The organism is Streptomyces sp. NPDC088350, from assembly GCF_044753545.1.
In the GTDB taxonomy this organism is placed as follows: domain Bacteria; phylum Actinomycetota; class Actinomycetes; order Streptomycetales; family Streptomycetaceae; genus Streptomyces.
Map to the genome: position 1 here is coordinate 142,166 of NZ_JBIVNL010000007.1, position 25,119 is coordinate 167,284.

Below are 25,119 nucleotides of genomic sequence, written 5' to 3' on the forward strand. Positions count from 1 at the left end.
CCTACTGAGACCCTCTGAACTCCGGCCCCTCCACGATCAGTCCGGCGACCAGTGCCCCCGACATACCGGCGTGCGGGAGCCCGCCGCCGGGATGCGACCAGCCGCCGACCCGGTGGAGACCGGGCAGGCGCGTGGTGTTCGCCGGGTGCAGGAATCGGCCCCGCCCGGCGGCGAGCGAGGGCGCGGGCACGGCCCCGAAGCGGGCCCCCGTCTCACTCTCCGTGTCCCCGGGGGTGCGCACCTCGTGCCACAACAGGCGCTCCCGCAGCCCCGGTACGGCACGCCCGGCGGCTTCGAGGAGGAAGTCCGTGCAGCGCCGGACCGTGCCCTCGTCGTCCCAGCCGGCCTCGCCCGACAGCACGGCGGACACCACCACGGACTCGTGCTCGCCGTCCGGCGTGAGCGCGGGGTCCCCGGGGCGCAGCACCGTCACCGTGGGACAGCGGGGCTCGTCGCCGCCCGGTGAGGTCAGGAAGTCCAACTCGGCCTCGCGGTCCGGGGCGTGGACGACCGTACGGTGGACGGCTCCCGCCTCGCGCGGGCCACGCAGGGCCAGTAGCAGCGTGAACCGCACCGGCCGGGGTGAGTCCGGGTCGGCCCGCACATCACCGCCCTCGTCCAGCGGACGCTCCGTCAGGTCCCGCAGCCGCACCGGGTCCACGTCCGCGACGACATGGTCCGCGTCGACCAGAGTCCCGTCGGCCAGCTCGACTCCCGCAGCCCTCCCGTCCTTCTCCAGGACCCGGGTGACCTCGGCCCCGAAGACGAACTCGACCCTTCTCGCCACGCACCGCTCGTACACCGCGCGCGCCAACTCCCGGATGCCGCCCCGCACATACCAGGTGCCGAAGGCGTGCTCCATGTACGGCAGCACGGCCGCGCTCGCCGGAGCGGTCCGGGGGTGGAGGCCGTGGGCGAGCGCGTGGCTCTCCAGGAGGGCCGTCAGGCGTTCGTCGCGCAGCTCCCAGGCGCCGATCTCGGCGAGGGTGCTCGCCCGGCGCGTGCGCAGCAGTTTCTTGTGCGGGACCGCTGGATAGGGCTCCTGCTCCGCCAGCACCGACCAGTCGGTCCACAGCGGCTCCTCCAGGAGGGGCCTGCGGGTGCGGTCCCAGGCCTCGCGGGCCCGGATCAGGAAGTCGCCCCAGCGCTGACCCGCGTCGCCGCCCAGGGTGTCGTCCAGGGCCGTGACGACACCCGCGCGGGAGGCGTTCGGCAACGACACCTCCGTGCCGTCCGCGAAGACGTGCCGCGAGGACGGGTCGACCTGGACCAGCTCGACCAGGTCCTCCAGCGGCTCCTTGCCGGTCTTGACGAACAGGTCGCGGTAGACCGCGGGCACGGGCAGCAGTCCGGGGCCGGTGTCGAAGGAGAAGCCGTCCCGCTCGAAGCGGCGCACCGCACCGCCGTACGTCTCCGTACGCTCGTACACCGCCACCCGGTGGCCCGCGACGGCCAGCCGGGCGGCGGCCGCCATCGCGCCCATGCCGGCGCCGATCACCACGATCCGTCCCATGCCCGCGACTTTATCGGCCGCCACTGACAGTCCGGTCACGGGCCGTCACCACGGTGGCCGGTCCGGTGGCCCTCCCACGTGCGTGGCCAGCCGTTTCTCCTCCCGGCGCTGGGCCCGGCGGCGCAGGAACCGCCGGATCCGCGAGACCAGGAAGAACAGGACCGTCAGTCCGGCCACCAGCAGCACGGCCGCGACGATCGCCGCGGCCCGGGGATGGAACATCGCGAACGAGACGATCCCGCCGACCCCGAGATCCTCGGCGAAGCTCATGAGCACGTTGCTGAACGGCTCCGGCGAGGTGTTGATCGCCATCCGGGTCCCGGCCTTGACGGTGTGGCTGGCCAGCGCCGTCGAACCGCCGACCAACCCCGCGACCACGTCGTTCAGTGAACCGCTGTGCCCGGCGAGCACCGCCCCGACCCATGCCCCGGCAGTCGGCCGGATCACCGTGTGCACGGAGTCCCACACGGAGTCGACGTAGGGGATCTTGTCGGCGACCGCCTCGCACAGGAACAGCACGCCCGCTGTGACGAGGACCTCAGGGCGTTGCAGCGACTCGGGGACCGCGTCGGTCACCCCGGTCGCTCCGAAGATCCCGAGCAGCAGCACCACCGCGTACGCGTTGACGCCGCTGGCCCAGCCGCTGGTGAAGACCAGGGGGAGTACGGACACGGAGGCGATAGTAACCACTCGGCAACAGGGCGTCCTGGGCATGAGTGCGTACGGCTGAGTATCCGTACCTAGGGAGTGAGATGAGTACGCGCGCGGATGGGGTGCGACCTGCGCGAACGAGAGAGTGGAGACACGGAAAGGGGCGCGGCTCCGGTACCGCCGACACGGGGCGGCGGAACGGGGCCCGCGCCCTTGGCCGCTCCTTCCGCCGGATTCTCGGCGGAAGCGAGGCACGGGGGAGCCCGGGGGACTGACCGACGGGGGTTCCAGCAGGGGGAACGTACGGGGGAGGCACAAGGGAGCGCCGGTTCGAGGTGGCCCGCGGGGGACGCGGCCACAGCGGACCGGCGCTTCTGTGTGTGCCCTTCTTGTGTGCCGCCTTCAGCGGTCCCCGCTCACCCGCCCCTGGAGCAGCCGGGACAGCGCCGAGTGGACGTCGTCCAGGGAGCGCTCCGGCTGGAACGACTGCCAGTCCAGGGCGGCCACCAGGACCATCCCTACCAGCGCCGCCGCCGTCAGCCGGACATCGATCTCAGGGCTGAACTCGCCGCCCGCCACGCCCGCGTGCAGCACATCCTCGATGGCCGCGTTCACCTGCTGGCGCACCACCATGAGGGTGGACTGCCAGGCACGGTTGGTGCGATACAGCTCGGCCACATACAGCTGGGTGAAGGACGGGTAGCGGGCGATGAAGCCGAGGCCCGCGCGGATCATCGCGTCCAGGGCGTCGACCTTGCTGCCGCCGTCCCGCTCCGTCTGCTCGGCGGCCTCCTTGAGGGAGGCCGTGAGGAGGCCCACGCCGTGCCGCAGCAACTCCTCGAAGAGGACGGACTTGCTCGCGAAGTTGTAGTAGACGGTGCCTTTCGCGACTCCGGCACGCTCGGCGATCTCGTCCACCGTGGTGGCGGAGAAGCCCTGTTCGGCGATGAGCGTGACGGCCGCCTCGTAGAGCTTCTGCCGGGTGGCCTCGCGGCGTGTGCTGCCGCCCGACGGGGTGCTGCTGCTTTCCATGGGCCTGATTGTCACAGGCCCGGCACCCGAGCCGGGCACGGGTGCCGAGGTCCCCAGGGAGGTCACAGGCTCAGCTCCGGATGCAGTCGGTCCAGCGTCCACACCTGGCGGCGGCGCGCGGACAGCGCGGTCAGCGCGAGGGCGCCCGCGGTGAACGCGGTGAGCACCACGCACGCGTGCCACACGGGTTCGAGGCCACCGCCCGTGATGAGCCTCCGCAGTGCCTCGACGATGTAACTCATCGGCAGGAAGGGGTGGATCGCGTTGAAGAAACCGGGGCTGGTCTGCACCGGATAGGTGCCGCCCGCCGATGTCAACTGGAGCATCAGCAGGGCGAGTACGAGGATCCGGCCCGCCGCCCCGAAGCGTGCGTTCAGCCACTGGACGAGGGCCGCGAAGCACGCCGTCACCAGGAACAGGAACCCGACCGTCCCGGCCGCGTGTGCCATCTCCAGGCCGATCGCCCAGTGCAGTACGGCCATCAGGGCCACCGTCTGGAGCACCCCGACCGCCACCACCGGCAGCCAGCCCGCGAGGGCGATCCGCCAGGCCGAGGCACCGGCGGCGAGCGCGCGCCGGTTCATGGGCGCGATCAGCATGTAGGCCACCATCGCGCCCACCCACAGGGACAGCGGGATGAAGTACGGGGCGAATCCGGTGCCGTAGTTGGGCGCCTTGTGCAGATCCTGGGAGGCCAGTCGGACCGGGTCGGCCATGACGCCGGTGCGCTGGTCGCGGTCCTGCTTGTCGTAGTCCGGGATCTGCGCGGCGCCGTCGTGCAGACCGCCGGCGAGCTTCCCGGAGCCGTCGACGAGCTTGTACAGGCCGCCGTTCAGGTCCGCGGCACCGGTCTTGAGCTTGCCGATGCCGGCATCCAGGTTCGTGGCGCCGGTCCTGGCCGTGCCGAGCCCGGAGTGCAGGGTCTTGGCGCCCGCGGCGACCTTCCCGGCACCGTCGTTCAGCTTGTTGATCCTGGCCACCGCGTCGTCGAGGTCCTCGGCGAGGCGCGGGGCGCGGTCGGCGAGCGCCTGGGCCTGCGTCTGGAGCGTGCCGAGGTTCGCGTCGAGCTTCTTCAGGTCGCCGTCCTGATCGGCGACCAGGCTGTTGACGTCGTCGGCGACCTTCGCCACGTCCGAGGCGGCCTGAGCGGCCTTCTTCAGGTCGGGACAGGCGGCGTCCGCCAGGACGGCGGTCTCGCAGCGCGCCCTGTAGACCTCGTCCAGCGTGTCCGAGGCCGCGTGCGCGCCCTTGGCGGCGACCGGAGCCGCCTTCACCAGGGTGCCCAGGTTGGCGCGGATCGTCCTGGCCGAGTCGGCGACCAACTGGGCCGTGTCCCCGATGGTCTTCTCGTTGTCCTTCAGGAAGGGCCCCACCTTGCCGGCGACCCCGTTGACCTTGTCGGCGAGGGTCTGTGTCCCCGCCGCGACCCGCTGCGAACCGTCCGCCAGGTCGCCCGCGCCCGTGTCGAGCTTCTTCAGGCCCGTGGACAGCTTGCCGCTGCCCTTCTTGGCGTCCTTCAGGCCGTCGGCGAGCTTCTTGGAACCCTCCTCGGCCGTCCCGATGCCGCCCTTGAGCTTGTAGGCGCCGTTCGCGGCCTTCACCGTCTCACCGTGGATGTCGGAGAACGAGACGAAGATCCGGTCCAGGAAGGTCCGCGAGGCCTTGGTGGAGGCGGCCGTCCGCACCTCGCTGAACACCGTCCGGGAGATCTGCCCGACGATGTAGTTGTTCGCGTCGTTCGTCCGCACCTGGAGAGCGCCCGTCTCCGGGGAGTCGCCCGCGCTGGAGGCGATGCGCTTGCTGAAGTCGGCCGGCATGGTCAGCGACAGGTAGTACGTCCCGTCCTCGACGCCTTTCCGCGCGGTGGCCGCACTCACCTCGTGCCAGTCGAAGGTCCTGCTGTCGCGCAGCCCCTCGGTGATGCTGTCGCCCGCGGTGAGCTTCTTCCCGTCGGCGGTCGCCCCCTTGTCGTCGTTGACGAGCGCCACGGGGATGCGGTCCAGGCGGCCGTACGGGTCCCAGAAGGACCACAGGTACAGGGCGCCGTACAGCAGCGGCAGCAGCAGGAGGGCGACGAGCGCCGCGCGCGGCAGCTTTCCCCTGCCGAAGCGCTTCAGCTCAAGCGCGGCCAGTCGTGGCGCGTGCATCGGCCTTCTCCGTCCCCTCGGTGGACACCGCCACCACTGTCGTTCCGGAATCCGCGAGGGACCTCAACAGGTCCCAGATCTCGTCCCGTTCGGCGTCCGACAGCTTGAGATCGACATCGTCCACCCCGAGCAGCGCCGGCCGCCCGACGAGCGCCAGCGCGATGGACAGCCGCAACTCCTGCGGCCGTTCCAGATCCCGTACGGCGGTCCGCGACCCCTTGGGCAGCGCCTCGCGGTCGAGACCGGCGGCGGCCAGCGCCCGCTCGATCCGCAGCCCCGCCTCGACCGCCCGCTCGGACCGGGGCCGCAGCAACCCGCGTACGGAGTCCCCGAACCGCCGTTGCAGCAGCGCCCGTTCGCGCAGATGCTCGCCGACGGTCAGCGCCGGATCGAGGTCGGTGACCCCGGCGACATTGGCCACCGCGCTGACCCGGCGTACGGCCGTCGCCTGCTTCGGCAGCGTGAACCCGCCCACGGAGGCGGTCCCTTCGGACGCCTTCATCCGCCCGGCGAGCGCGAGCAGCAGGCTCGTACGCCCGGATCCGGACGGCCCCTCGACGGCGATCAGCGCGCCGGGCCCGGCGTCCAGGGAGATCCCCCGGAACGCCCAGCCGCGCGGCCCCCTGAGCCCGAAGTCCTCGGCCGTGACACCGACCCCACCCACGGTTCCCCATCCCCCGTTGCCGGAATCTTTTGAACTGACTGGTCAGTGCAAAAACTAACGCGAACCTTCGATCGAAGCAAAAGCGCAGGTCAGAACGGATTGTCAGTGCCATACCTCACGATGGGCACATACGGCACTACCTGACTGGGCGTGCCGTCACACGACGACAGGAGGTTCGTCATGGCCCACCCGTCCGCAGCCGCCGCCCGTCGGCGCCGCGCCGTCGGCCCTGCCCCCTCACTGACCGGCCCGGCGAGCGACGTGCACCCCGTGCTCCGCCGGGCCACGGCCCCGCCCGCCGCCCTCGACCTCCTCGCCCAGGCCCGCGCAGGACTGGACGAGGCAGCGGTCCTCGAAACGCCGAACGAGCGTTATGCGACGGCCCACTTGGCCGCGCTGCGCACCGCCGCCGCGGTGCTCGCCGCGCGGGTTCACCCCGAGCCCGCCACCCGGCGCCGGGCCCGCATCCGCAGCGCCTGGGAGGTGCTCCCCGAGATCGCGCCCGAACTCACCGAGTGGAGCGCCCTGTTCGCCTCCGGCGCCCGGCGCCGCGCGCGGGCCGAGGCGGGAATCCAGGGCGCGGCGACCCGCCGGGACGCCGACGACCTCATACGCGACGTGGCGATGTTCCTGCGCCTGGTGGAGCGGATGCTCGTCCTCCAACCAATCCTCCCCCAGCCACGCCAGGACCCGGAGCGACCGGGGGACCGAGCGGGATGAACGCCGGTGAGGTGGAACGCCCCAAAGGGGCGCGAGGCTGTATCGATATGCGGCTCCGCCGCGTGCGCGCGCCCAGCCCCCACCGGCCGGCAGGTTCATCACCGCTCCTGCCAGCGGAGCGCTTCCGCGCGAGACACGTGACCAGCTACGGCACCGGAGGCAATAGGGTGGAAGGCGCCTGAAGCCTTCTCTCCGCCCGCACCCGGGCCGGGGGAGGCAGCCCGTTCGCTCCGCCGTGCACAGGCGGTGCCGCGCCGAGGAGTCAACTGCCGTGTCGGACCCGAGCCGCCCCCGCGCCTCCCTCCGTACCGCCGTGGTCTGGGACGTCCTTCAGGACGCCCTCGACCGCCGGGTCAAGGCCACGGGGCGGGACGCGCTGGACGTCCTGGACACCGGAGGCGGCAGCGGCAACTTCGCGGTGCCCGTCGCCCGCCTCGGTCACCGCGTCACCGTCGTCGACCCCAGCCCGAACGCGCTGTTCGCGCTGGAGCGCCGCGCCGCCGAGGCCGGTGTCGCCGACCGCGTGCAGGGCGTCCAGGGCGACGCGCACGGCCTCTTCGACGTGGTCGAGCGCGGCGGCTACGACGCGGTGCTGTGCCACGGCGTCCTGGAGTACGTGGACGACCCCGCCGAGGGCGTCCGCACCGTGGTGGCCGCCCTGCGTCCCGAGGGCGTCCTGAGCCTGCTCGCCGCCGGGCTCGGCGGTGCCGTCCTCGCGCGCGCCCTGGCCGGCCACTTCAAGGAGGCCAAGCAGGCCCTCGACGACCCGAACGGCCGCTGGGGTGCGGGCGACCCCGTACCGCACCGCTTCACCGCCGAGCAGCTCGCCGCGTTCGTCGAGGGCGCGGGCCTCGACGTCGGCGCCGTGCACGGTGTGCGCGTCTTCGCCGACCTGGTGCCCGGTGTGCTCGTGGACACCGAGCCCGGCGCCCTCGACGCGCTGCTGAAACTGGAGGCCGCGGTGGCCGAGCTGTCCGCGTTCCACTCCGTGGCCACGCAGCTTCATGTGCTCGGCGAGACGCGGGGTGCCCGCGAGGCGTGAGTGGCCTCCCGTGCCGGACCCCTGATCAGGGGCTCGGCGGCACATGGAGTACGCCACAGGCCCCCCGATCGCGGGTCCGGCGCCGTATGATCGAGGGAGACCGCCCGGCATGACGGGACGGCCGCTGGGGAATGGAAGCTTCAGCGAGCCGGAACGGCCATGACGGATTCCGGTTGGTCAATTGGCGTAGAGGGGCGGGTTTCACGGGGGCGATTCCCTGCCTATCCTGAAGGGACCCCCGGGTCGCCCCGGCGACTGCACGATGAGGAGGACGCCGTGCCGCTCTCGGAGCACGAGCAGCGAATGCTTGAGCAGATGGAGCGAGCGCTGTACGCCGAAGACCCCAAGTTCGCGACAGCGCTTGAGGGAAACGGGCTGCGGACGTTCACCCGGCGACGGGTCTATCAGGCGGTCGCCGGCTTCCTTGTGGGTATCGCGCTCCTCATCGCCGGAATGGTCACCCTGCAGATCTGGGTCAGCGTGGTGGGATTCCTCGTCATGCTGGGCTGTGCGGTACTCGCTGTGACCGGCTGGCGCAAGGCCCCCAAGCCTGGCGAACAGCCCGCAGCAGGCGCTCCGCACGCCCGCCGTCAGGGACGGCAGCGCCGCTCGGTGATGGATCGTATCGAGCAGCGCTGGCAGCGCCGCCGCGACGAGCAACAGGGCCAGTAGCACCACCCGGCCCCGCAGGACGCGAGGCGCTCCTCAGGACACGCGCGAGGGGGTGACCACCGAACCGGTGGTCACCCCCTCCCGTATGCCCCGCTGCTTTCCCGCCGCGCCCCTCAGCCCTGCTGGCCGGACGGCTTGCGCGGGGTCGGCCACAGCGCCGCCACCCGCGTCGGCACGGACGCCCACCAGGCCGACAGCGCCCACACCACCCGGACGGTCGAGCGCGGGGCGACCAGTGCCCGCAGCCGCGCGCCGCGGTCGGCCGTGTCCTGGAACCCGGCGATCACCCGGCGGACGTCCGTCGCGAGCCCTGCCGTCAGCTGCGGCCGGGGCGCGTACAGGACCTGCTCCACGGCGTCCGCCACCCGGCGCACCGCAGCGGCGGCGTCCGGGTCGAGGTGCCCGAGCCGCACGATCCGGGCGCTCGCCTTGCGCGGGGTCAGCGACCCGTCCGGCGCGATCCCGAAGTCCCAGGCCGTATCGGTCAGTTCCTCCCAGACCGCCAGCGTGTGGACCGCTGCCTCCGCCTCCGTACGGCCGTGTGCTCCCAGCCGTACGGACCGCATCCGGGTCCGCCACAGCATCGGCGAGAACGGGAGTGCCAGCAGCAGGAGTCCGCCCAGCGACAGCGCCGCCAGCTCCAGAATCCGCCAGAAGGTCGGGCCGTCGCCGCCCGCCGCGAGCGCCGGGGCCTCGCTGGAGCATTCGTCCAGCTTCCGCAGCTGGGCCGAGCAGCTCTGGCTCGCCGAGGGGGCCACGGAGGGCGCCGTGCTCGTCGAGGTCGAGGGACGGGCCGGGTCCGGGATGTCGCTGCCGGGAATCGTCGACTGGGTGTACGACGGGACCGAGCCGCGGTTGGGGGTCGGCTCGAAGCGGGTCCAGCCGATGCCCTCGAAGTACAGCTCGGGCCAGGCGTGCGCGTCCTTCAGGCCCACCGACACCGTGCCGTTCGCCTCCGGGGTGCCGGGCGCGAAGCCCACCGCGACCCGGGCCGGAATGCCCAGGGTGCGGGCCATCGCCGCCATCGCGAAGGAGAAGTGGACGCAGAAACCCTGCTTCTCCTTCAGGAACTTGGCGATCGCGTTGCGGCCGGTGCCGACGTCCACCTGGGTGTCGTACTGGAAGCCGCCGGTCACCGCGAAGTAGTCCTGGAGCTTGACCGCCTGCTCGTAGTGATTGAGCGAGCCCGCGGTGACCGTGCGGGCGGTTTCGGCCACCACCGCCGGCAGCGACTTCGGCACCTTGGTGTACTGGTTCCTCAGGGCCGACGACGGCTCCGGTGCCGTGGCCAACTGGTCCGCGGTCGGCTGTACGTCCAGGCTCTTGACCTCGTAGCTCACCCCGCGCGTGTTCTGCCCGTGATCGCCCACGACGGTCATGCCCACGGGCTCGTAGCGCCAACTGCCGTCGATGCTCACGCCGCTGGGCGGGTAGGGCATCGGCAGCCAGTCCTGGGCGTACCAGTCGGCGGCCGAGATCCGGGTCCTGATCTCCGAGCGCTTGATGTCGGCGCCGAGGCCGGTCGGGGTGGGGAACGTGCTCGGCACGCCCTCGATGTGCCGCTGGGACGGCTTCCAGGTGGTGCCGTCGAAGTCGTCCAGGGACACGATCCGCAGATACATGTCCGAGATGTCGTTCGTGCTGGTGCGCAGGGACAGGACCTGGCGGTTCTCGTCGACGTTCAGGCTGTCGCGCAGCGAGACCAGTGGGTTGACCGCGGAGATCGTGCCGCCGCCCCCGGTGCCCGAGCCCACGCCGGTCCCGGCCGCGTCCAGCAGGCCGCCCGAGATCGTGGGCAGCGGGAGCAGGGCTACGGCCATGGCGACCGCGCCGATCCGCCGCCCGGTGCGGACCGGGGCGAGCGGTCCCGAGGAATCCGAACCCGGGGTGGTGCGTGGCGCCCCGCCGAAGACCCGCCCCCACTGGGCGAGCCGGTCGCGGCCCTCGGACAGGAGCAGCATCAGATAGCCCGCCGCCGCGAGCAGGAACCACAGCCAGTCGGCGCTGCTGTCGGAGAGCCCGGCGGCCACCGAGTACAGCGCGAGCAGCGGCAGCCCGGCCGGGGCCGCGCTGCGGAAGGTGACCGCGAGCGTGTCCACCGCGAGGCCGATGACCAGGACACCGCCGATGATCATCAGCCGGATGCCGTCGTGCAGCGGTGCCGGGATCGCGTACCGGGAGACGTCGTCGGAGCCCTGTTGCAGCAGGTCGGCGAAGTGCTGGAAGGCCCGGGGGCCCGGGACGATCCCGGCCAGGGCCTGCTCGCGGGCGAAGACCAGGGTCAGCATCAGCAGCGTGACCAGGGCCTGCGCGGCGACGGTCAGCGGCCGGGCCAGCGGGACCCGCCGGGTGGCCGCGCCCACCCCGGTCTGGACCGCCAGCAGGAAGGCGGCCTGGAAGATCCAGATCGCCGGGGTGACCAGGGGGATCAGGGCGCAGGACGCCATCAGGGTGGCGGCCCAGGCCCACAGCGCCAGTCGTGCCCGCCCGCTCATGCCCAGCCCTCCCCGAGACCGGACGCGGTGATGCCGTTCCGCTCACGGTCGGCCTGCTGCCACAGGTCGGTCAGGGACGCGCCGCGCGGTACGCCCACGGCGGTCCAGCCCGCGTCGCGCAGCATCCGCAGCCGCTCGTCCGGCTGGTGGCCGGGACCGGACACGTCGGTCGACTCACGCACCCAGCCGTCGCTGTCCAGCACGAAGGCGAGGGCGCCCCCGCTGCGCTGGCGCATCCGGGCGACGACCGCCGCCTGTTCCTCGTCGAGGTCGCCGAAGAAGGCCACCAGCAGTCCCTCGTTTCCGCCGCGCAGGACGTCGTAGGCCCGGGACAGGCCCGAGCCGTCCGAGTGGTCGATCACCGCGAGGGTGTCCATCATCAGCCCGGCCGCGTCCGCCGACTCCTGGCTCGCGCCCGCGAACCCGTCGGCGTCCTGGCCCGGCACCGAGTTGCCGGTGTCGCTCAACAGTCGTACGGAGAAGCCCCGTTCCAGCATGTGCACCAGGACGGAGGCGGCGCCGGAGACGGCCCACTCGAAGGCCGAGTCCGGGCCCTGGCCCGCGAAGGCGATGCCCCGGGTGTCCAGCAACACCGTGCAGCGGGCGCGCTGGGGCTGCTCCTCGCGGCGCACCATCAACTCGCCGTAGCGCGCGGTGGAGCGCCAGTGCACGCGGCGCAGGTCGTCGCCGTAGCGGTAGCCGCGGGGGATCACGTCGTCCTCGCCCGCGAGGGCCAGCGAGCGGTTGCGGCCGTCGCCGTAGCCCTTGGCCTCGCCGCTGAGGCGGACCGGGGGGAGGGCCTCCACGCGCGGGATGACGGTGAGGGTGTCGAAGGTCGAGAAGGAGCGGGTCAGTTCGCACATCCCGAAGGGGTCCGTCAGGCGCAGTTGCAGCGGGCCCAGGGGGTAGCGGCCACGCAGGTCGGAGCGGACCCGGTAGGACACCTCGCGCCGGCCGCCCGCCTCGACCCGGTCCAGGACGAACCGGGGACGCGGGCCGAGCACGTACGGCACCCGGTCCTGGAGCATCAGCAGGCCCGTGGGCAGCCGCGAGACGTTGTCCATCCGGAGATGGACGCGGGCCTCGCTGCCGGCGGGCACGCGCGCGGGGGTGAGCCGGCGGCTGCCGGCGACCCGGTACCGGGTGCGGTAGAGCACGGTCGCGCAGACCAGGGGGAGCACGGCCAGCAACAGCCCGACCCGGAGCAGATCGCCCTGCCCCAGGACGTACGCGCAGACGGCGGCGGCGATACCGGCGGCCAGGAAGGAACGCCCGCGGGTGGTCAGTCCGGCCAGGGCCGTACGCACCCCGCCCTTCTCGTCCCGCTCGGGTTCCGGGCCCCCCGGCCCCCCGAAGGCCATCACAGCCTCCGGGGCGGCTGTTCGCCGTAGGACGGTGTGCCGCGGCCCATGCCGAAGCTGCTCTGCTGCGGGGGCGCCGCGGGCACGGGGGTGCTCTGGAGGATCTCCTGGACGACCTGCTCCGCCGTACGACGGTTCAACTGGGCCTGGGCGGTGGGCAGCAGGCGGTGGGCCAGGACGGCGACCGCGAGCGCCTGGATGTCGTCCGGCAGCGCGTACTCGCGGCCGCTCAGGGCGGCGGAGGCCTTCGCCGCGCGCAGCAGGTGCAGGGTCGCGCGCGGGGAGGCGCCGAGTCTGAGGTCGGGGTGGTTGCGGGTGGCCGAGACCAGCTCCACCGCGTACCTGCGCACCGGGTCGGCGACATGGACACCGCGGACCGCCTCGACCAGCTTCACGATGTCGTGCGCGTGGGCCACGGGCTGCAGGTCGTCCAGGGGGCTCGCCCCGCCGTGGATGTCCAGCATCTGGAGCTCGGCCTCCGCGCTGGGATAGCCGATGGAGACCCGGGCCATGAAACGGTCGCGCTGGGCCTCGGGCAGCGGGTAGGTGCCCTCCATCTCGACCGGGTTCTGCGTGGCGACCACCATGAAGGGGCTGGGCAGTTCGTAGGTCTGGCCGTCGATGGTGACCTGCCGCTCCTCCATGGACTCCAGGAGTGCGGACTGGGTCTTCGGCGAGGCGCGGTTGATCTCGTCGCCGATCACGATCTGCGCGAAGATGGCGCCCGGTTTGAACTCGAAGTCACGCTGCTGCTGGTCCCAGATGGACACACCGGTGATGTCCGAGGGCAGCAGGTCGGGCGTGAACTGGATTCGCCGCACCGAACAGTCGATCGACCGCGCCAGCGCCTTGGCCAGCATTGTCTTGCCCACACCCGGAACGTCCTCGATCAGAAGATGTCCCTCGGCGAGCAGCACGGTCAGCGAAAGCCGTACGACCTCGGGCTTGCCCTCGATCACTCCTTCCACCGAACTGCGGACTCGCTCCACAGTGGCGGTCAGATCTGTAAGGCTCGCTCGATCGTCATAGGTCGTCACCCGGCCCTCCTCGGCCCGTTCTTTCCATGGGCCGGCGCACGCACTGCGGACCGGCCCACCCCGAAACACGGACGGCACGCGGGAAAAGTTCCGCGTGACGCCACACCCGCATTCTTGTTGCCGTTACCGGTTCGTGTCACTCGCCTGTGGACAACTGCCTTCGCTTTGTCGGGTCTTACGACCTTTTGGGCGGTCCGAGGCGCGATTTTTTCGGGGCGGGCGGGTGCGTCAGGCGGGGTCGATCTCGCGCAGCAGACCCGACTTCACGTCGAAGACGAAGCCGCGCACATCATCAGTGTGCAGCAGGAACGGCGAGGTGCGCACACGCTGCATGGACTGCCGTACGTCCTGCTCCACGTCACGGAAGGCCTCCACCGCCCAGGCGGGGCGCTGGCCGACCTCCATCTCCAGGTCGTGCCGGAACTCCTCGGTGAGGGACTCCAGACCGCAGCCGGTGTGATGGATGAGCACGACGCTGCGGGTGCCGAGCGCCCGCTGGCTGATGGTGAGGGAACGGATGGCGTCGTCGGTGACCACACCGCCCGCGTTGCGGATGGTGTGGCAGTCGCCGAGCTCCAGGCCCAGCGCGGAGTGCAGGTCGAGACGGGCGTCCATGCAGGCCACCACGGCCACCTGGAGGACGGGACGGGCGTCCATCCCGGGATCGGTGAAGGCGGCGGCATATCGGGCGTTGGCCTCGACAAGGCGGTCCGTCACGGTCCCGCCGTCGGCTATGGCGCCTTCGGACTCTGTGGGTACGGATGCGGAGGTCGTCATATCCATGACGGTACTGGTCACCGGCGGTGCGGTCTCGGCGTGAGATGGGAAAAAGAGAGTCATTGCGTCCTCTTGTGAGGTAACCCACACGGGTGGCAGGGGTGCACCCGTGTGGGTGATTCTTCCCGTTTTGGCGCTTCGCACGCACCCGGGCCCGCGACGCGCAGGCCGGTTGATTGACCGAGAGACAGCGTGGACTAAAGTTGCGCGAAGCGGGAGGCGAGGCTCTCCCTGCTGGACTTTTCCCGGAGACCCCGGCGACTTTCCGGATTCTCCCCACGTGCGCGGCGCGTACGTACGGCTCGGCCTCCTCCCGCTCCCGGTCGGCTGACGCTTCCGGCGCCGGCAGGCCTCCCCTTCATGAGCGGGCGGGGACCCGGCGGTGCGTACGGCCCGCGCCGGACCTGAGAGGGCCCCTTGAGCAACAGTCGACATGTCCCGGTGATGCTCCAGCGGTGCCTGGACCTGTTGGCACCCGCCCTGGAGCGGCCGGGAGCGGTGGTCGTCGACTGCACCCTCGGCCTCGGCGGCCACAGCGAGGCACTGCTCACCCGGTTCCCCGAGGCCCGCCTGGTCGCCCTCGACCGCGACAAGGAGGCCCTGCGCCTCTCCGGCGAGCGCCTCGCCCCCTTCGGTGGCCGCGCCACCCTCGTGCACGCCGTCTACGACGAGTTGCCCGAGGTACTCGACCGGCTCGGCCTCGCGCGCGTGGAGGGCGTCCTCTTCGACCTCGGCGTCTCCTCGATGCAACTCGACGAGGCCGACCGCGGCTTCGCCTACGCCCAGGACGCCCCCCTCGACATGCGCATGGACCAGACGACCGGCATCAGCGCCGCCGAGGTCCTCAACACCTACGCGCCCGGTGAACTCGTCCGCATCCTGCGGGCCTACGGCGAGGAGAAGCAGGCCAAGCGGATCGTCTCCGCGGTCGTACGCGAACGTGACAAGGAGCCGTTCAGCAACAGCGCGCGGCTCGTCGAGCTGATCCGCGACTCGCTGCCCCAGGCCGCCAAGCGCACCGGCGGCAACCCGGCCAAGCGCACCTTCCAGGCGCTGCGGATCGAGGTCAACGGCGAACTGTCCGTCCTGGAGAGCGCGATCCCCGCCGCGGTGAAGACCCTTGCCGTGGGCGGCCGGATCGCCGTCCTGTCGTACCACTCGCTCGAAGACCGCCTGGTCAAGCAGGTGTTCGCGGCCGGCGCCGCCAACACCGCGCCTCCTGGGCTGCCGGTGGTGCCCGAGCAGTACCAGCCCCGGCTCAAGCTCCTGACGCGTGGTGCCGAACTTCCCACCGAGGAAGAGGTCGCCGAGAACCGGCGGGCGGCACCCGCGCGGTTGCGGGGGGCCGAGCGCATCAGGGAGGACATCGGGTGAGTACGTACCAAGTCGGTGCGGGGCGTGGGGTGCGTGAGTGAGCAGGAAACCCGAACTGAGGGGCAGGGCCGCCCGACTCGCGCGGCTCTTCCCGACCGGCCCCGCGCAGACAGGCGGGATCCAAGCGGCCCGGACCCCGTTCGTCCTCCTTGTCGTGCTTCTCCTCGGCGGCGGCCTGATCGGACTGCTCGTGCTGAACTCCGCGCTCAGCGAAGGGCAGTTCAAGCTGGACGACCTCCAGAAGCAGACGAAGAGCCTCACCGACGAGGAACAGGCCCTCCAGCGGGACGTCGACGCCTACTCCGCCCCCGACGCCCTCCAGCGCCGTGCCCACGAACTGGGCATGGTCCCCGGCGGAGACCCCGCCTTCCTCGACCCCAACGGCACCGTCAAGGGCGTCCCCGAGCAGGCCACCGCCGAGAAGACCTCGGTGAACACACCGCTGGTCCTCGCCCCGGAGGCGCTGGTCAGCAGGCCGAGCCAGAGCCCGGGTCAGAGTCCGAATCCGGCCTCGCGCTCGACCCCGAACCCGACGCCCGCGGCCGGCGCGGCGGTATCGGCCACCACCCCGGCCGCCGCCACGCCGACCCGGCCAGTGAAGACCGCTCAGCACTCCACCCCGACAACCCCCGGCAGGTGACGGAAGTGTCCGACAGGGAACCGCCGCGCCGCCGAGTGCCCGGACCGGCCAGGGCCGAACGTCCAGCGGGAGGTGACGCCGCCCGGCGCCGCACCGCGCCCGGCGCCCGCCCCGCCCGCCGCCCGGCATCACCTCTTCCGCCGGCCGGCCGGCCGGGCCCGAGCTCCCTCCGGCTCGGCAGCCCCCGCCCCCGGCTGCGCATGATCAGCCTGGCGCTGACCCTCGTCCTGATCGCGTTCGTCGTACGACTGCTCCAGGTGCAGGCCGTCGACGCGAGCGCGTACGCCGCCAAGGCCGCGCAGAACCGGTACGTCGACTACGTCCTGGCCGCCGAGCGCGGCGAGATCACCGACCGTTCCGGGGTGGCCCTCGCGACCAGCGTGGACGCGTACACGATCACCGCCGACCCGACGCTGTTCACCCGCAAGCAGCTGAAGATCGACGACGGGCCCGAGCAGGCGGCGGCCCTCCTCGCGCCGATCCTCGGCGTGGACCAGGCCGGGCTGGTCAAGAAGCTCAGGCCCGCGAACAGGAACCTGCGCTACGTCGTCCTCGCCAACCGGCAGACCCCGCAGGTCTGGAAGCAGATCAAGGACCTGAAGAGCGCGCTCAACACCAAGGCCTCGGCCGACTCGACCACGGTCAACGTCCTGGCCGGTGTCCTCGCCGTCCCCACCACCAAGCGCGTGTACCCGAACGGCGATCTCGCCGCCGGGATACTGGGCTGGGTCAACGCCGACGGCAAGGGCGGCGGCGGGGTCGAGCAGCAGCTGAACAAGGACCTGACCGGTAAGGACGGCAAGGTCCGCTACGCGCAGTCCGGCGGTGTCCAGGTGCCCACCGCCGGGTCCACCGAGACGCCCGCGGTGCCCGGTTCCGACGTCGAGCTGACGATCGACCGCGACATCCAGTGGGCGGCGCAGAACGCCATCACCGAGCAGGTGAAGAAGTCCAAGGCGGACCGCGGCTACGTGATAGTGCAGGACACCCGCACCGGCGAGATCCTCGCCATGGCCAACGCGCCCGGCTTCGACCCCAACGACCTCGCCCAGGCCAACGCGGCGTCGCTCGGCAACGCGGCGGTCCAGGACGCCTACGAGCCCGGTTCCACCGCCAAGGTCATGACGATGGCCGCCGTACTCCAGGAGAACGTGGCCACCCCGCTGACGCATGTCGTCGTGCCGAACCGGCTGCACCGCGGTGACCGGCTCTTCCAGGACGACGTGGACCACGCGACCTGGAACCTCACGCTCAACGGCGTCCTCGCCAAGTCCAGCAACATCGGCACCATCGAGGCGGCCGGCCAACTGGGCAGGACACAGCCCGAGGCCAACCAGGTCCTGTACTCGTATCTGCACAAGTTCGGCATCGGCAGCTACAGCGGGCTCGGCTTCCCCGGCGAGACCAAGGGCATCCTCGCGCCCGCCGCCAAGTGGTCGACCTCGCAGCAGTACACGATCCCCTTCGGCCAGGGCATGTCCCTCAACGCGCTCCAGGCTGCCTCCGTCTACTCGACGGTCGCCAACGGCGGAGTCCGTGTCGAACCCACCCTGGTGCGCGGCACGAAGGGACCCGACGGCCGCTTCACACCTGCGGCGACGCCCAAGAAGACCAGGGTCATCAGTGCGCAGACGGCGAAGACCCTCGCCCAGATGCTGGAGTCCGTGGTGGACGACGAGCAGGGCACGGGCGGTAAGGCCGCCATTCCGGGGTACCGGGTCGCGGGCAAGACCGGCACCGCCAACCGGGTGGATCCGGCCACCGGCAAGTACAAGGGCTACACCTCGTCGTTCGCCGGGTTCGCGCCCGCCGACAACCCCCGCATCACCGTCTACTGCGCGATCCAGAACGCCACCAGCGGAAGCTACTTCGGCGGTCAGATCTGCGGACCGATCTACAAGCAGGTGATGGAGTTCGCCCTCAAGACCCTCCAGGTCCCGCCCACCGGGGCGAAGGCCGCGAATCTGCCCGTGACCTTCACGCCCTGATCAGCGCAACAGCCAGGAACCGATCCGTGACCATGATCACCTCCCAGTCCGGGAACCAGGGCCAGCAGGACAGCGGGCCCCGCCCCTCACTTCGCTCCGGGGCCGGTGCGCCCGGTACGCTCACCGCCGTGCCACCCGCCGATCAGTCCCAAACCCCCCAGAAGGGCGCATCCGTGACCTACCCGGGGCCGCCCAGGCCGGCGCAGCTCTCCGCCACACCCCTCGCGGAACTCACCGACCAACTGGGCGCCGCCGTGACCATGACGACAGCGCCGACGACCGCCGAGATCACGGGCATCACCCACGACTCGCGCGCCGTCCGCCCCGGCGACCTGTACGCAGCACTGCCCGGCGCCCGTCTGCACGGCGCCGACTTCGTCACCCAGGCGGCCGGCCTCGGCGCCGTCGCCGTACTGACGGACCCGGCCGGCGCCGACCGTGCGGCGGCAACCGGCCTGCCGGTACTGGTCGTAGCCGATCCACGCGGGCAGATGGGCGAGCTGGCGGCGACCATCTACGGCCACCCCGGCCGCGATCTGCTCCAGATCGGCATCACCGGCACCTCCGGCAAGACGACCACGGCGTATCTCGTGGAGGGCGGCCTGAAGACGGTCCGTTCCACCGGTCTGATCGGCACGGTCGAGACGCGTATCGGCGACGATCGCATGAAGTCGGAGCGCACGACCCCCGAAGCCACCGATCTCCAGGCGCTGTTCGCGGTCATGCTGGAGCGCGGGGTCGACGCGGTCGCCATGGAGGTCTCCAGCCACGCGCTGGTCCTCGGCCGGGTCGACGCCTGCATCTTCGACGTCGCCGTCTTCACCAACCTCAGCCCGGAACACATGGAGTTCCACACGGGCATGGAGGACTACTTCCAGGCCAAGGCGCAGCTGTTCACGCCGCTGCGCAGCCGGCAGGGCGTGGTCAACCTCGACGACGCGTACGGCCGCAGGCTCGCCGCCGAGGCCACGGTCCCCGTGGTCACCTACTCCGCCGAGGGCCACCCGGACGCCGACTGGCGCGCCGAGGACGTCGAAGTCGGCCCGATGGACTCGGCGTTCACCGCGGTCGGCCCCAAGGGCGAGCTGATCACCGCCAGGTCGCCGCTCGCCGGCTCCTTCAACGTGGCCAACACCCTCGCTGCGATCGCCGCCCTGGCCGTCGCGGGTCTCGACCCGCAGCTCGCCGCCGACGGCATCGCCGCGGTGCCGGGTGTGCCGGGGCGCCTGGAGCGCGTGGACGCCGGGCAGCCGTATCTCGCGGTCGTGGACTACGCCCACAAGACGGACGCCGTCGAATCGGTCCTGCGCGCGCTGCGCAAGGTCACCGAGGGCAAGCTGCACGTCGTGCTCGGCTGCGGCGGCGACCGGGACAAGACGAAACGCGAGCCGATGGGCGCCGCTGTCGCCCGGCACGCCGACACCGCCGTACTGACCTCCGACAACCCCCGCTCCGAGGACCCCCTCGCGATCCTCGCGACCATGCTCCAGGGGGCCGCGTCCGTGCCGGCGCACGAGCGCGGTGAGGTCCAGGTCTTCGAGGACCGGGCCGCCGCCATCGCCGCCGCCGTCGCCCGCGCACGGCCGGGCGACACCGTGCTGGTCGCGGGCAAGGGCCATGAGCAGGGCCAGGACATCGCCGGAGTGGTCCGTCCGTTCGACGACCGCCAGGTGCTTCGCGAAGCTATCCAGAAGACCCAGGGATGAACTTGTGATCGCCCTCTCCCTCGCCGAGATCGCAGAAGTCGTCGGCGGGCAGACGCACGACATACCGGATCCGTCCGTCCAGGTCACCGGCCCGGTGGTCCGCGACTCCCGGGAGGTGGAACCCGGCAGCCTCTTCGTCGCCTTCGTCGGCGAGCGCGTCGACGGCCACGACTTCGCGCACGCGGTCGTCGAGGCGGGCGCGGTGGCCCTCCTGGCGTCCCGCCCGGTCGGCGTCCCCGCGATCGTCGTGGACGACGTCCAGAGCGCCCTGGGCGCCCTCGCCCGTCATGTCGTACGACGGCTCGGCGCGACCCTCGTCGCCCTCACCGGCTCGGCGGGCAAGACCAGCACCAAGGACCTCATCGCACAGGTGCTCGCGCGCAAGGCGCCCACGGTGTTCACACCGGGATCGTTGAACAATGAGATCGGGCTGCCGCTGACCGCGCTGAGCGCCACCGACGAGACGAGGTTCCTCGTCCTGGAGATGGGCGCCCGCGGGATCGGCCACATCCGCTACCTCACGGACCTGACGCCCCCGCAGATCGGCCTCGTCCTGAACGTCGGCACCGCCCACATCGGCGAGTTCGGCGGCCGGGAGCAGATCGCGCAGGCAAAGGGCGAACTCGTAGAAGCCCTCCCTTCAGTTGAGGACGGTGGCGTCGCGGTCCTCAACGCGGACGATCCGCTCGTACGGGCCATGGCATCCCGTACGAAGGCGAAGGTGATCCTTTTCGGAGAGTCCGGCGAAGCGGACGTACGGGCCGAGAACGTGCGACTCACGGACAGCGGACAGCCCGCCTTCAGGCTCCGCACACCCTCCGGTGCAAGCGACGTGACCATGCGCCTGTACGGTGAGCACCACGTGTCGAACGCGCTCGCCGCGGCCGCCGTCGCCCATGAGCTGGGCATGTCCGCAGACGAGATCGCCACCGCGCTCTCCGAGGCGGGCTCCCTCTCCCGCTGGCGGATGGAGGTCACCGAGCGACCGGACGGCGTGACCATCGTCAACGACGCCTACAACGCGAACCCCGAGTCCATGCGAGCCGCCTTGCGCGCGCTCGCGGCCATGGGCAAGGGGCGGCGGACCTGGGCGGTGCTCGGCAAGATGGCCGAGCTCGGGGACGAGGCGCTCGCCGAGCACGACGCGGTCGGACGGCTCGCTGTCCGGCTCAATGTCGGCAAGCTCGTCGCGGTCGGGGGCAGGGAAGCGTCCTGGCTGCGACTGGGCGCATATAACGAGGGTTCGTGGGGTGAGGAGTCGGTGCACGTGTCCGACGCACAGGCGGCGGTCGACCTGTTGCGCAGCGAGTTGCGCCCGGGAGACGTCGTTCTCGTGAAGGCGTCCCGGTCGGTCGGTCTGGAAAGCGTGGCGCAGGCGCTCGTCGAGGCCGGTACCGAGGGTGAGGTTGCCGCCCGATGATGAAGCAGATCCTGTTCTCAGGAGTCATCGGCCTGTTCCTGACCCTGGTGGGCACCCCGCTGCTGATCAAGCTGCTGGCCCGCAAGGGCTACGGCCAGTACATCCGCGACGACGGCCCGCGCGAGCACGCCAGCAAGCGCGGTACGCCGACAATGGGCGGTATCGCCTTCATCTTCGCGACGGTCGCCGCCTACTTCCTGTCCAAGGTCATCACCGGTTACGCGCCGACCTATTCGGGTCTGCTGGTGCTCGGTCTGATGGTCGGGATGGGCCTGGTCGGCTTCCTCGACGACTACATCAAGATCGTCAAGCGGCGTTCGCTGGGCCTGCGGGCCAAGGCGAAGATGGCCGGCCAGCTGATCGTCGGCATCAGCTTCGCGGTGCTCGCCCTGCAGTTCCAGGACGCCCGCGGCAACACCCCGGCCTCGACGAAGCTGTCGTTCATCACGGACTTCGGCTGGAAGATCGGCCCGATCCTGTTCGTGATCTGGGCGCTGTTCATGATCCTCGCGATGTCGAACGGCGTGAACCTGACGGACGGTCTGGACGGCCTCGCCACCGGCGCCTCGGTCCTGGTCTTCGGCGCCTACACCTTCATCGGTGTCTGGCAGTTCCAGGAGTCCTGCGCCAACGCGATCACCCTGACCAACCCGAACGCCTGCTACGAGGTGCGCGATCCGCTCGACCTCGCGGTCATCGCCTCCGCGCTCATGGGTGCCTGCCTGGGCTTCCTGTGGTGGAACACCTCGCCGGCCAAGATCTTCATGGGGGACACCGGTTCGCTGGCCCTCGGCGGTGTGCTGACCGGTCTGGCGATCCTCTCCCGCACGGAGCTGCTCGTCGCCATCATGGGTGGCCTCTTCGTCCTCATCACCATGTCGGTGGTCATCCAGGTCGGCTCCTTCAAGCTGACCGGCAAGCGGGTCTTCCGCATGGCCCCGCTCCAGCACCACTTCGAACTCAAGGGCTGGTCCGAAGTGCTCGTGGTGGTCCGTTTCTGGATCATCCAGGGCATCTGCGTGATCGTCGGCCTGGGCCTCTTCTACGCGGGATGGGCAGCGGAAAAGTGACCGACGGTCAGGGGCTCTCCTTCGAGGGCAAGCACGTCACCGTCGCCGGGCTCGGTGTCTCCGGCATCCCGGCGGCCAAGGTCCTGCACGGCCTCGGCGCGCTCGTCACGGTCGTCAATGACGGCGACGACGAGCGCTCCCGGGCCCAGGCGGCCGACCTGGAGGCGCTCGGCATCACCGTGCGCCTCGGCGACGGCGCGACCCTGCCCGACGGCACCGAACTGATCGTCACCACCCCTGGCTGGAAGCCCGACAAGCCGCTGTTCACGGCGGCCCGGGCGGCCGGGATCGACATCTGGGGCGACGTGGAGCTGGCGTGGCGCCTGCGCGGCCCCGAGGCGGCCCCCTGGCTGGCCGTCACCGGCACCAACGGCAAGACCACCACCGTCCAGATGCTCGCCTCCATCCTGAAGGCGGGCGGCCTGCGCACGGCGGCGGTCGGCAACATCGGCGTCTCGGTCCTGGACGCCGTACTCGGGGACGAGCAGTACGACGTCCTCGCCGTCGAACTGTCGAGCTATCAGCTCCACTGGGCGCCCTCGCTGCGCGCCCACTCCGCCGCCGTTCTCAACCTGGCGCCCGATCACCTCGACTGGCACGGCTCCATGGAGGCGTACGCCGCCGACAAGGGCCGTATCTACGAAGGCAATCGGGTCGCCTGCGTCTACAACGTCGCCGACAAGGCCACCGAGGACCTGGTCCGCGAGGCCGACGTCGAGGAGGGGTGCCGGGCGATCGGGTTCACGCTGGGCAGCCCCGGGCCGTCCCAACTCGGCGTCGTGGACGGCATCCTGGTCGACCGCGCCTTCGTCGAGGACCGGCAGCGCAACGCGCAGGAACTCGCCGAGGTCTCGGACGTCGACCCGCCCGCCCCGCACAACATCGCCAACGCCCTTGCCGCGGCGGCCCTGGCACGCGCCTTCGGGGTGCCCGCCAAGGCCGTACGGGACGGGCTGCGGGCCTTCACGCCCGACGCGCACCGCATCGCGCACGTCGCCGATGTGGACGGCGTCGCGTACATCGACGACTCCAAGGCCACCAACACCCATGCGGCGGAAGCCTCGTTGGCTGCCTACGAGTCGATCGTGTGGATCGCGGGCGGACTCGCCAAGGGCGCCACCTTCGACGAACTCGTCGCCAAGTCGGCGAAGCGACTTCGGGGCGCGGTGCTCATCGGTGCCGATCGGGCACTGATCGCCGAAGCCCTGGCGCGACACGCGCCGGAAGTACCCGTCGTCGACCTCGACCGGACCGACACTGGGGCGATGCTCGCGGCTGTCCAGGAGGCACAGCGGCTCGCCGCCGCCGGCGACACGGTGCTGCTCGCCCCGGCCTGCGCCTCCATGGACATGTTCGCCAACTACAACAAGCGCGGTGACGCGTTCGCCCAGGCGGTTCGCGAACTCGGCGCCTGACCGATGTGAGCGGAGGCGCTGATGCCCAGTAGCCGTACCGGCCGGCCGCCCGTGCAGCAGCGGACCCCCAGACGTCCCGCAGCCGCCAGGACCGTCCGCGACAACCCCGTACGACGGCTGTACGCCAACGCGCGCCGGGCCTGGGACCGGCCGCTGACCGCCTACTACCTGATCGCCGGCGGCAGCGTGCTGATCACCGTGCTGGGTCTGGTGATGGTCTACTCGGCCTCCCAGATCACCGCGCTCCAACTCTCGCTGCCCGGCTCGTATTTCTTCCGCAAACAGTTCCTCGCCGCCTCCATCGGCACGGTACTGGCCCTGGCCGCCTCGCGGATGCCGGTCAAGCTGCACCGGGCGCTGGCCTATCCGATCCTCGCGGGTGCCGTCTTCATGATGGCGTTGGTGCAGCTGCCGGGGATAGGGATGACGGTCAACGGCAACCGCAACTGGATCTCGCTCGGCGGCTCCTTCCAGATCCAGCCCAGCGAGTTCGGCAAGCTCGCCCTCGTCCTGTGGGGCGCCGACCTGCTCGCCCGCAAACAGGACAAGGCGATGCTGTCCCAGTGGAAGCACATGCTGGTGCCGCTGGTACCGGTCGCGTTCATGCTGCTCGGGCTGATCATGCTCGGCGGCGACATGGGTACGGCGATCATCCTCACCGCGATCCTGTTCGGCCTGCTCTGGCTGGCCGGTGCGCCGACCCGGCTCTTCGCCGGAGTGCTGTCGATCGCGGGCGTGATCGGTGTGATCCTCATCAAGACCAGCCCCAACCGCATGGCCCGGCTCGCCTGCATCGGCGCCACCGAGCCCAAGACCGGGGTCGCCGACTGCTGGCAGGCCGTGCACGGTATCTACGCGCTCGCCTCGGGCGGGATCTTCGGCTCCGGGCTCGGGGCGAGTGTGGAGAAATGGGGTCAACTCCCCGAAGCCCACACCGACTTCATCTTCGCCGTCACCGGTGAGGAACTGGGTCTTGCGGGCACGCTGTCGGTCCTCGCCCTCTTCGCGGCCCTAGGCTATGCGGGTATCCGCGTGGCCGGACGCACGGAGGACCCCTTCGTGAGGTATGCCGCGGGAGGTGTGACCACCTGGATCACCGCTCAGGCGGTGATCAACATCGGTGCGGTGCTCGGCCTGCTGCCGATCGCCGGCGTCCCGCTCCCGCTGTTCTCCTACGGGGGTTCCGCCCTGCTGCCGGCCATGTTCGCCATCGGGTTGCTGATCGCCTTCGCGCGGGACGACCCCGCTGCGCGGGCGGCGCTTGCGATGCGGCAACCCCGCTTTGGTAGAAAGCGTGGGGGCAGGGGACCCGGTTCCGGCCGGAGTTCCCGGAGATGGAACACGATGCGACGGCGTGCCTCGGCGGCGCGTTCGTCCGGAGAGCGGTGAATTTCG

At 71.2% G+C, this 25,119-nt stretch carries 20 protein-coding genes; 11 read left to right on the forward strand and 9 right to left on the reverse strand.

Annotated features, from left to right (window positions below):
• Position 1: 1 nt before the first annotated feature.
• The 5 genes from ACIQBL_RS25255 to ACIQBL_RS25275 all read right to left on the reverse strand — a co-directional run bounded on the left by ACIQBL_RS25255 (position 2) and on the right by ACIQBL_RS25275 (position 6,007).
• On the reverse strand, positions 2–1,513 hold the full coding sequence (locus ACIQBL_RS25255; RefSeq protein ID WP_401945188.1) for a phytoene desaturase family protein: 1,512 nt from the start codon (positions 1,511–1,513) through the stop codon (positions 2–4).
• Between the two features lie 45 nt (positions 1,514–1,558).
• The gene (locus ACIQBL_RS25260; RefSeq protein ID WP_401945189.1) at positions 1,559–2,185 is read right to left on the reverse strand and encodes a DUF4126 domain-containing protein; all 627 of its coding nucleotides are present in this window, start codon (positions 2,183–2,185) and stop codon (positions 1,559–1,561) included.
• A 381-nt stretch (positions 2,186–2,566) separates the two neighbouring features.
• Positions 2,567–3,196 (reverse strand): TetR/AcrR family transcriptional regulator, encoded by a 630-nt coding sequence (locus tag ACIQBL_RS25265; protein WP_401945190.1) that lies wholly within the window; start codon positions 3,194–3,196, stop codon positions 2,567–2,569.
• A 62-nt stretch (positions 3,197–3,258) separates the two neighbouring features.
• Positions 3,259–5,343: a YhgE/Pip family protein gene (locus ACIQBL_RS25270; RefSeq protein WP_401945191.1), complete on the reverse strand. Its 2,085-nt coding sequence runs from the start codon at positions 5,341–5,343 to the stop codon at positions 3,259–3,261.
• Positions 5,315–6,007, reverse strand: coding sequence for an ATP-binding cassette domain-containing protein (locus tag ACIQBL_RS25275; protein WP_401945192.1), 693 nt, complete (start codon positions 6,005–6,007; stop codon positions 5,315–5,317). The genes ACIQBL_RS25270 and ACIQBL_RS25275 overlap by 29 nt, the downstream gene beginning before the upstream one ends.
• A 180-nt stretch (positions 6,008–6,187) precedes the next feature.
• Here ACIQBL_RS25275 and ACIQBL_RS25280 point away from each other — a divergent pair, with 180 nt between their 5' ends.
• The 3 genes from ACIQBL_RS25280 to ACIQBL_RS25290 all read left to right on the forward strand — a co-directional run bounded on the left by ACIQBL_RS25280 (position 6,188) and on the right by ACIQBL_RS25290 (position 8,441).
• Positions 6,188–6,727 (forward strand): SAV_6107 family HEPN domain-containing protein, encoded by a 540-nt coding sequence (locus tag ACIQBL_RS25280; RefSeq protein WP_401945193.1) that lies wholly within the window; start codon positions 6,188–6,190, stop codon positions 6,725–6,727.
• A 271-nt stretch (positions 6,728–6,998) separates the two neighbouring features.
• Entirely contained in the window at positions 6,999–7,769 is a 771-nt protein-coding gene (locus tag ACIQBL_RS25285; protein ID WP_401945194.1) for a methyltransferase, read from the forward strand.
• Positions 7,770–8,045: 276 nt separating this feature from the next.
• Positions 8,046–8,441: a DUF3040 domain-containing protein gene (locus ACIQBL_RS25290; protein WP_401945195.1), complete on the forward strand. Its 396-nt coding sequence runs from the start codon at positions 8,046–8,048 to the stop codon at positions 8,439–8,441.
• A gap of 113 nt (positions 8,442–8,554) precedes the next feature.
• On the opposite strand, the gene ACIQBL_RS25295 is transcribed toward ACIQBL_RS25290, so the two are convergent.
• From ACIQBL_RS25295 to ACIQBL_RS25310, 4 genes are all read right to left on the reverse strand, one after another.
• A complete protein-coding gene (locus tag ACIQBL_RS25295) occupies positions 8,555–10,936 on the reverse strand; it encodes a transglutaminaseTgpA domain-containing protein (RefSeq protein WP_401945196.1) in 2,382 nt (793 codons plus the stop codon).
• The gene (locus ACIQBL_RS25300) at positions 10,933–12,297 is read right to left on the reverse strand and encodes a DUF58 domain-containing protein (protein WP_401945197.1); all 1,365 of its coding nucleotides are present in this window, start codon (positions 12,295–12,297) and stop codon (positions 10,933–10,935) included. The genes ACIQBL_RS25295 and ACIQBL_RS25300 overlap by 4 nt, the downstream gene beginning before the upstream one ends.
• Positions 12,297–13,334, reverse strand: coding sequence for an AAA family ATPase (locus tag ACIQBL_RS25305; RefSeq protein WP_401945198.1), 1,038 nt, complete (start codon positions 13,332–13,334; stop codon positions 12,297–12,299). The genes ACIQBL_RS25300 and ACIQBL_RS25305 overlap by 1 nt, the downstream gene beginning before the upstream one ends.
• A 228-nt stretch (positions 13,335–13,562) precedes the next feature.
• Complete coding sequence (locus ACIQBL_RS25310; RefSeq protein WP_401945199.1) at positions 13,563–14,111, reverse strand: beta-class carbonic anhydrase; 549 nt, start codon at positions 14,109–14,111, stop codon at positions 13,563–13,565.
• A 417-nt stretch (positions 14,112–14,528) separates the two neighbouring features.
• Here ACIQBL_RS25310 and rsmH point away from each other — a divergent pair, with 417 nt between their 5' ends.
• The 8 genes from rsmH (at position 14,529) to ftsW (ending at position 25,113) form a co-directional block, all read left to right on the forward strand.
• Positions 14,529–15,485, forward strand: a complete 957-nt coding sequence (gene rsmH / locus ACIQBL_RS25315; protein WP_401945200.1) for a 16S rRNA (cytosine(1402)-N(4))-methyltransferase RsmH — start codon at positions 14,529–14,531, stop codon at positions 15,483–15,485.
• A gap of 37 nt (positions 15,486–15,522) precedes the next feature.
• The gene (locus ACIQBL_RS25320; RefSeq protein WP_401945201.1) at positions 15,523–16,125 is read left to right on the forward strand and encodes a septum formation initiator family protein; all 603 of its coding nucleotides are present in this window, start codon (positions 15,523–15,525) and stop codon (positions 16,123–16,125) included.
• 5 nt (positions 16,126–16,130) lie between these two features.
• The gene (locus ACIQBL_RS25325) at positions 16,131–18,113 is read left to right on the forward strand and encodes a peptidoglycan D,D-transpeptidase FtsI family protein (RefSeq protein WP_401945202.1); all 1,983 of its coding nucleotides are present in this window, start codon (positions 16,131–16,133) and stop codon (positions 18,111–18,113) included.
• Positions 18,114–18,286: 173 nt separating this feature from the next.
• Complete coding sequence (locus ACIQBL_RS25330) at positions 18,287–19,819, forward strand: UDP-N-acetylmuramoyl-L-alanyl-D-glutamate--2,6-diaminopimelate ligase (RefSeq protein ID WP_401945772.1); 1,533 nt, start codon at positions 18,287–18,289, stop codon at positions 19,817–19,819.
• A 4-nt stretch (positions 19,820–19,823) separates the two neighbouring features.
• The gene (gene murF, locus ACIQBL_RS25335; RefSeq protein WP_401945203.1) at positions 19,824–21,239 is read left to right on the forward strand and encodes a UDP-N-acetylmuramoyl-tripeptide--D-alanyl-D-alanine ligase; all 1,416 of its coding nucleotides are present in this window, start codon (positions 19,824–19,826) and stop codon (positions 21,237–21,239) included.
• Positions 21,236–22,309 carry a phospho-N-acetylmuramoyl-pentapeptide-transferase gene (gene mraY, locus ACIQBL_RS25340; protein ID WP_401945204.1) on the forward strand — a complete coding sequence of 358 codons (1,074 nt, stop codon included), beginning with the start codon at positions 21,236–21,238 and terminating at the stop codon, positions 22,307–22,309. The genes murF and mraY overlap by 4 nt, the downstream gene beginning before the upstream one ends.
• Positions 22,291–23,724 carry a UDP-N-acetylmuramoyl-L-alanine--D-glutamate ligase gene (gene murD, locus ACIQBL_RS25345; protein ID WP_401945205.1) on the forward strand — a complete coding sequence of 478 codons (1,434 nt, stop codon included), beginning with the start codon at positions 22,291–22,293 and terminating at the stop codon, positions 23,722–23,724. Before mraY ends, murD begins: the two co-directional genes overlap by 19 nt.
• A gap of 21 nt (positions 23,725–23,745) precedes the next feature.
• Complete coding sequence (gene ftsW, locus ACIQBL_RS25350) at positions 23,746–25,113, forward strand: putative lipid II flippase FtsW (RefSeq protein WP_401945206.1); 1,368 nt, start codon at positions 23,746–23,748, stop codon at positions 25,111–25,113.
• Positions 25,114–25,119: the final 6 nt, after the last annotated feature.

Coding starts and splice junctions, on each gene's coding strand:
- ACIQBL_RS25255 (WP_401945188.1), bottom strand. CDS start 1,513: ATGGGACGGATCGTGGTGATCGGCGCCGGCATGGGCGCGATGGCGGCC.
- ACIQBL_RS25265 (WP_401945190.1), bottom strand. CDS start 3,196: ATGGAAAGCAGCAGCACCCCGTCGGGCGGCAGCACACGCCGCGAGGCC.
- ACIQBL_RS25270 (WP_401945191.1), bottom strand. CDS start 5,343: ATGCACGCGCCACGACTGGCCGCGCTTGAGCTGAAGCGCTTCGGCAGG.
- ACIQBL_RS25280 (WP_401945193.1), top strand. CDS start 6,188: ATGGCCCACCCGTCCGCAGCCGCCGCCCGTCGGCGCCGCGCCGTCGGC.
- ACIQBL_RS25295 (WP_401945196.1), bottom strand. CDS start 10,936: ATGAGCGGGCGGGCACGACTGGCGCTGTGGGCCTGGGCCGCCACCCTG.
- ACIQBL_RS25300 (WP_401945197.1), bottom strand. CDS start 12,297: ATGGCCTTCGGGGGGCCGGGGGGCCCGGAACCCGAGCGGGACGAGAAG.
- ACIQBL_RS25310 (WP_401945199.1), bottom strand. CDS start 14,111: ATGACGACCTCCGCATCCGTACCCACAGAGTCCGAAGGCGCCATAGCC.
- mraY (WP_401945204.1), top strand. CDS start 21,236: ATGATGAAGCAGATCCTGTTCTCAGGAGTCATCGGCCTGTTCCTGACC.
- murD (WP_401945205.1), top strand. CDS start 22,291: ATGGGCAGCGGAAAAGTGACCGACGGTCAGGGGCTCTCCTTCGAGGGC.
- ftsW (WP_401945206.1), top strand. CDS start 23,746: ATGCCCAGTAGCCGTACCGGCCGGCCGCCCGTGCAGCAGCGGACCCCC.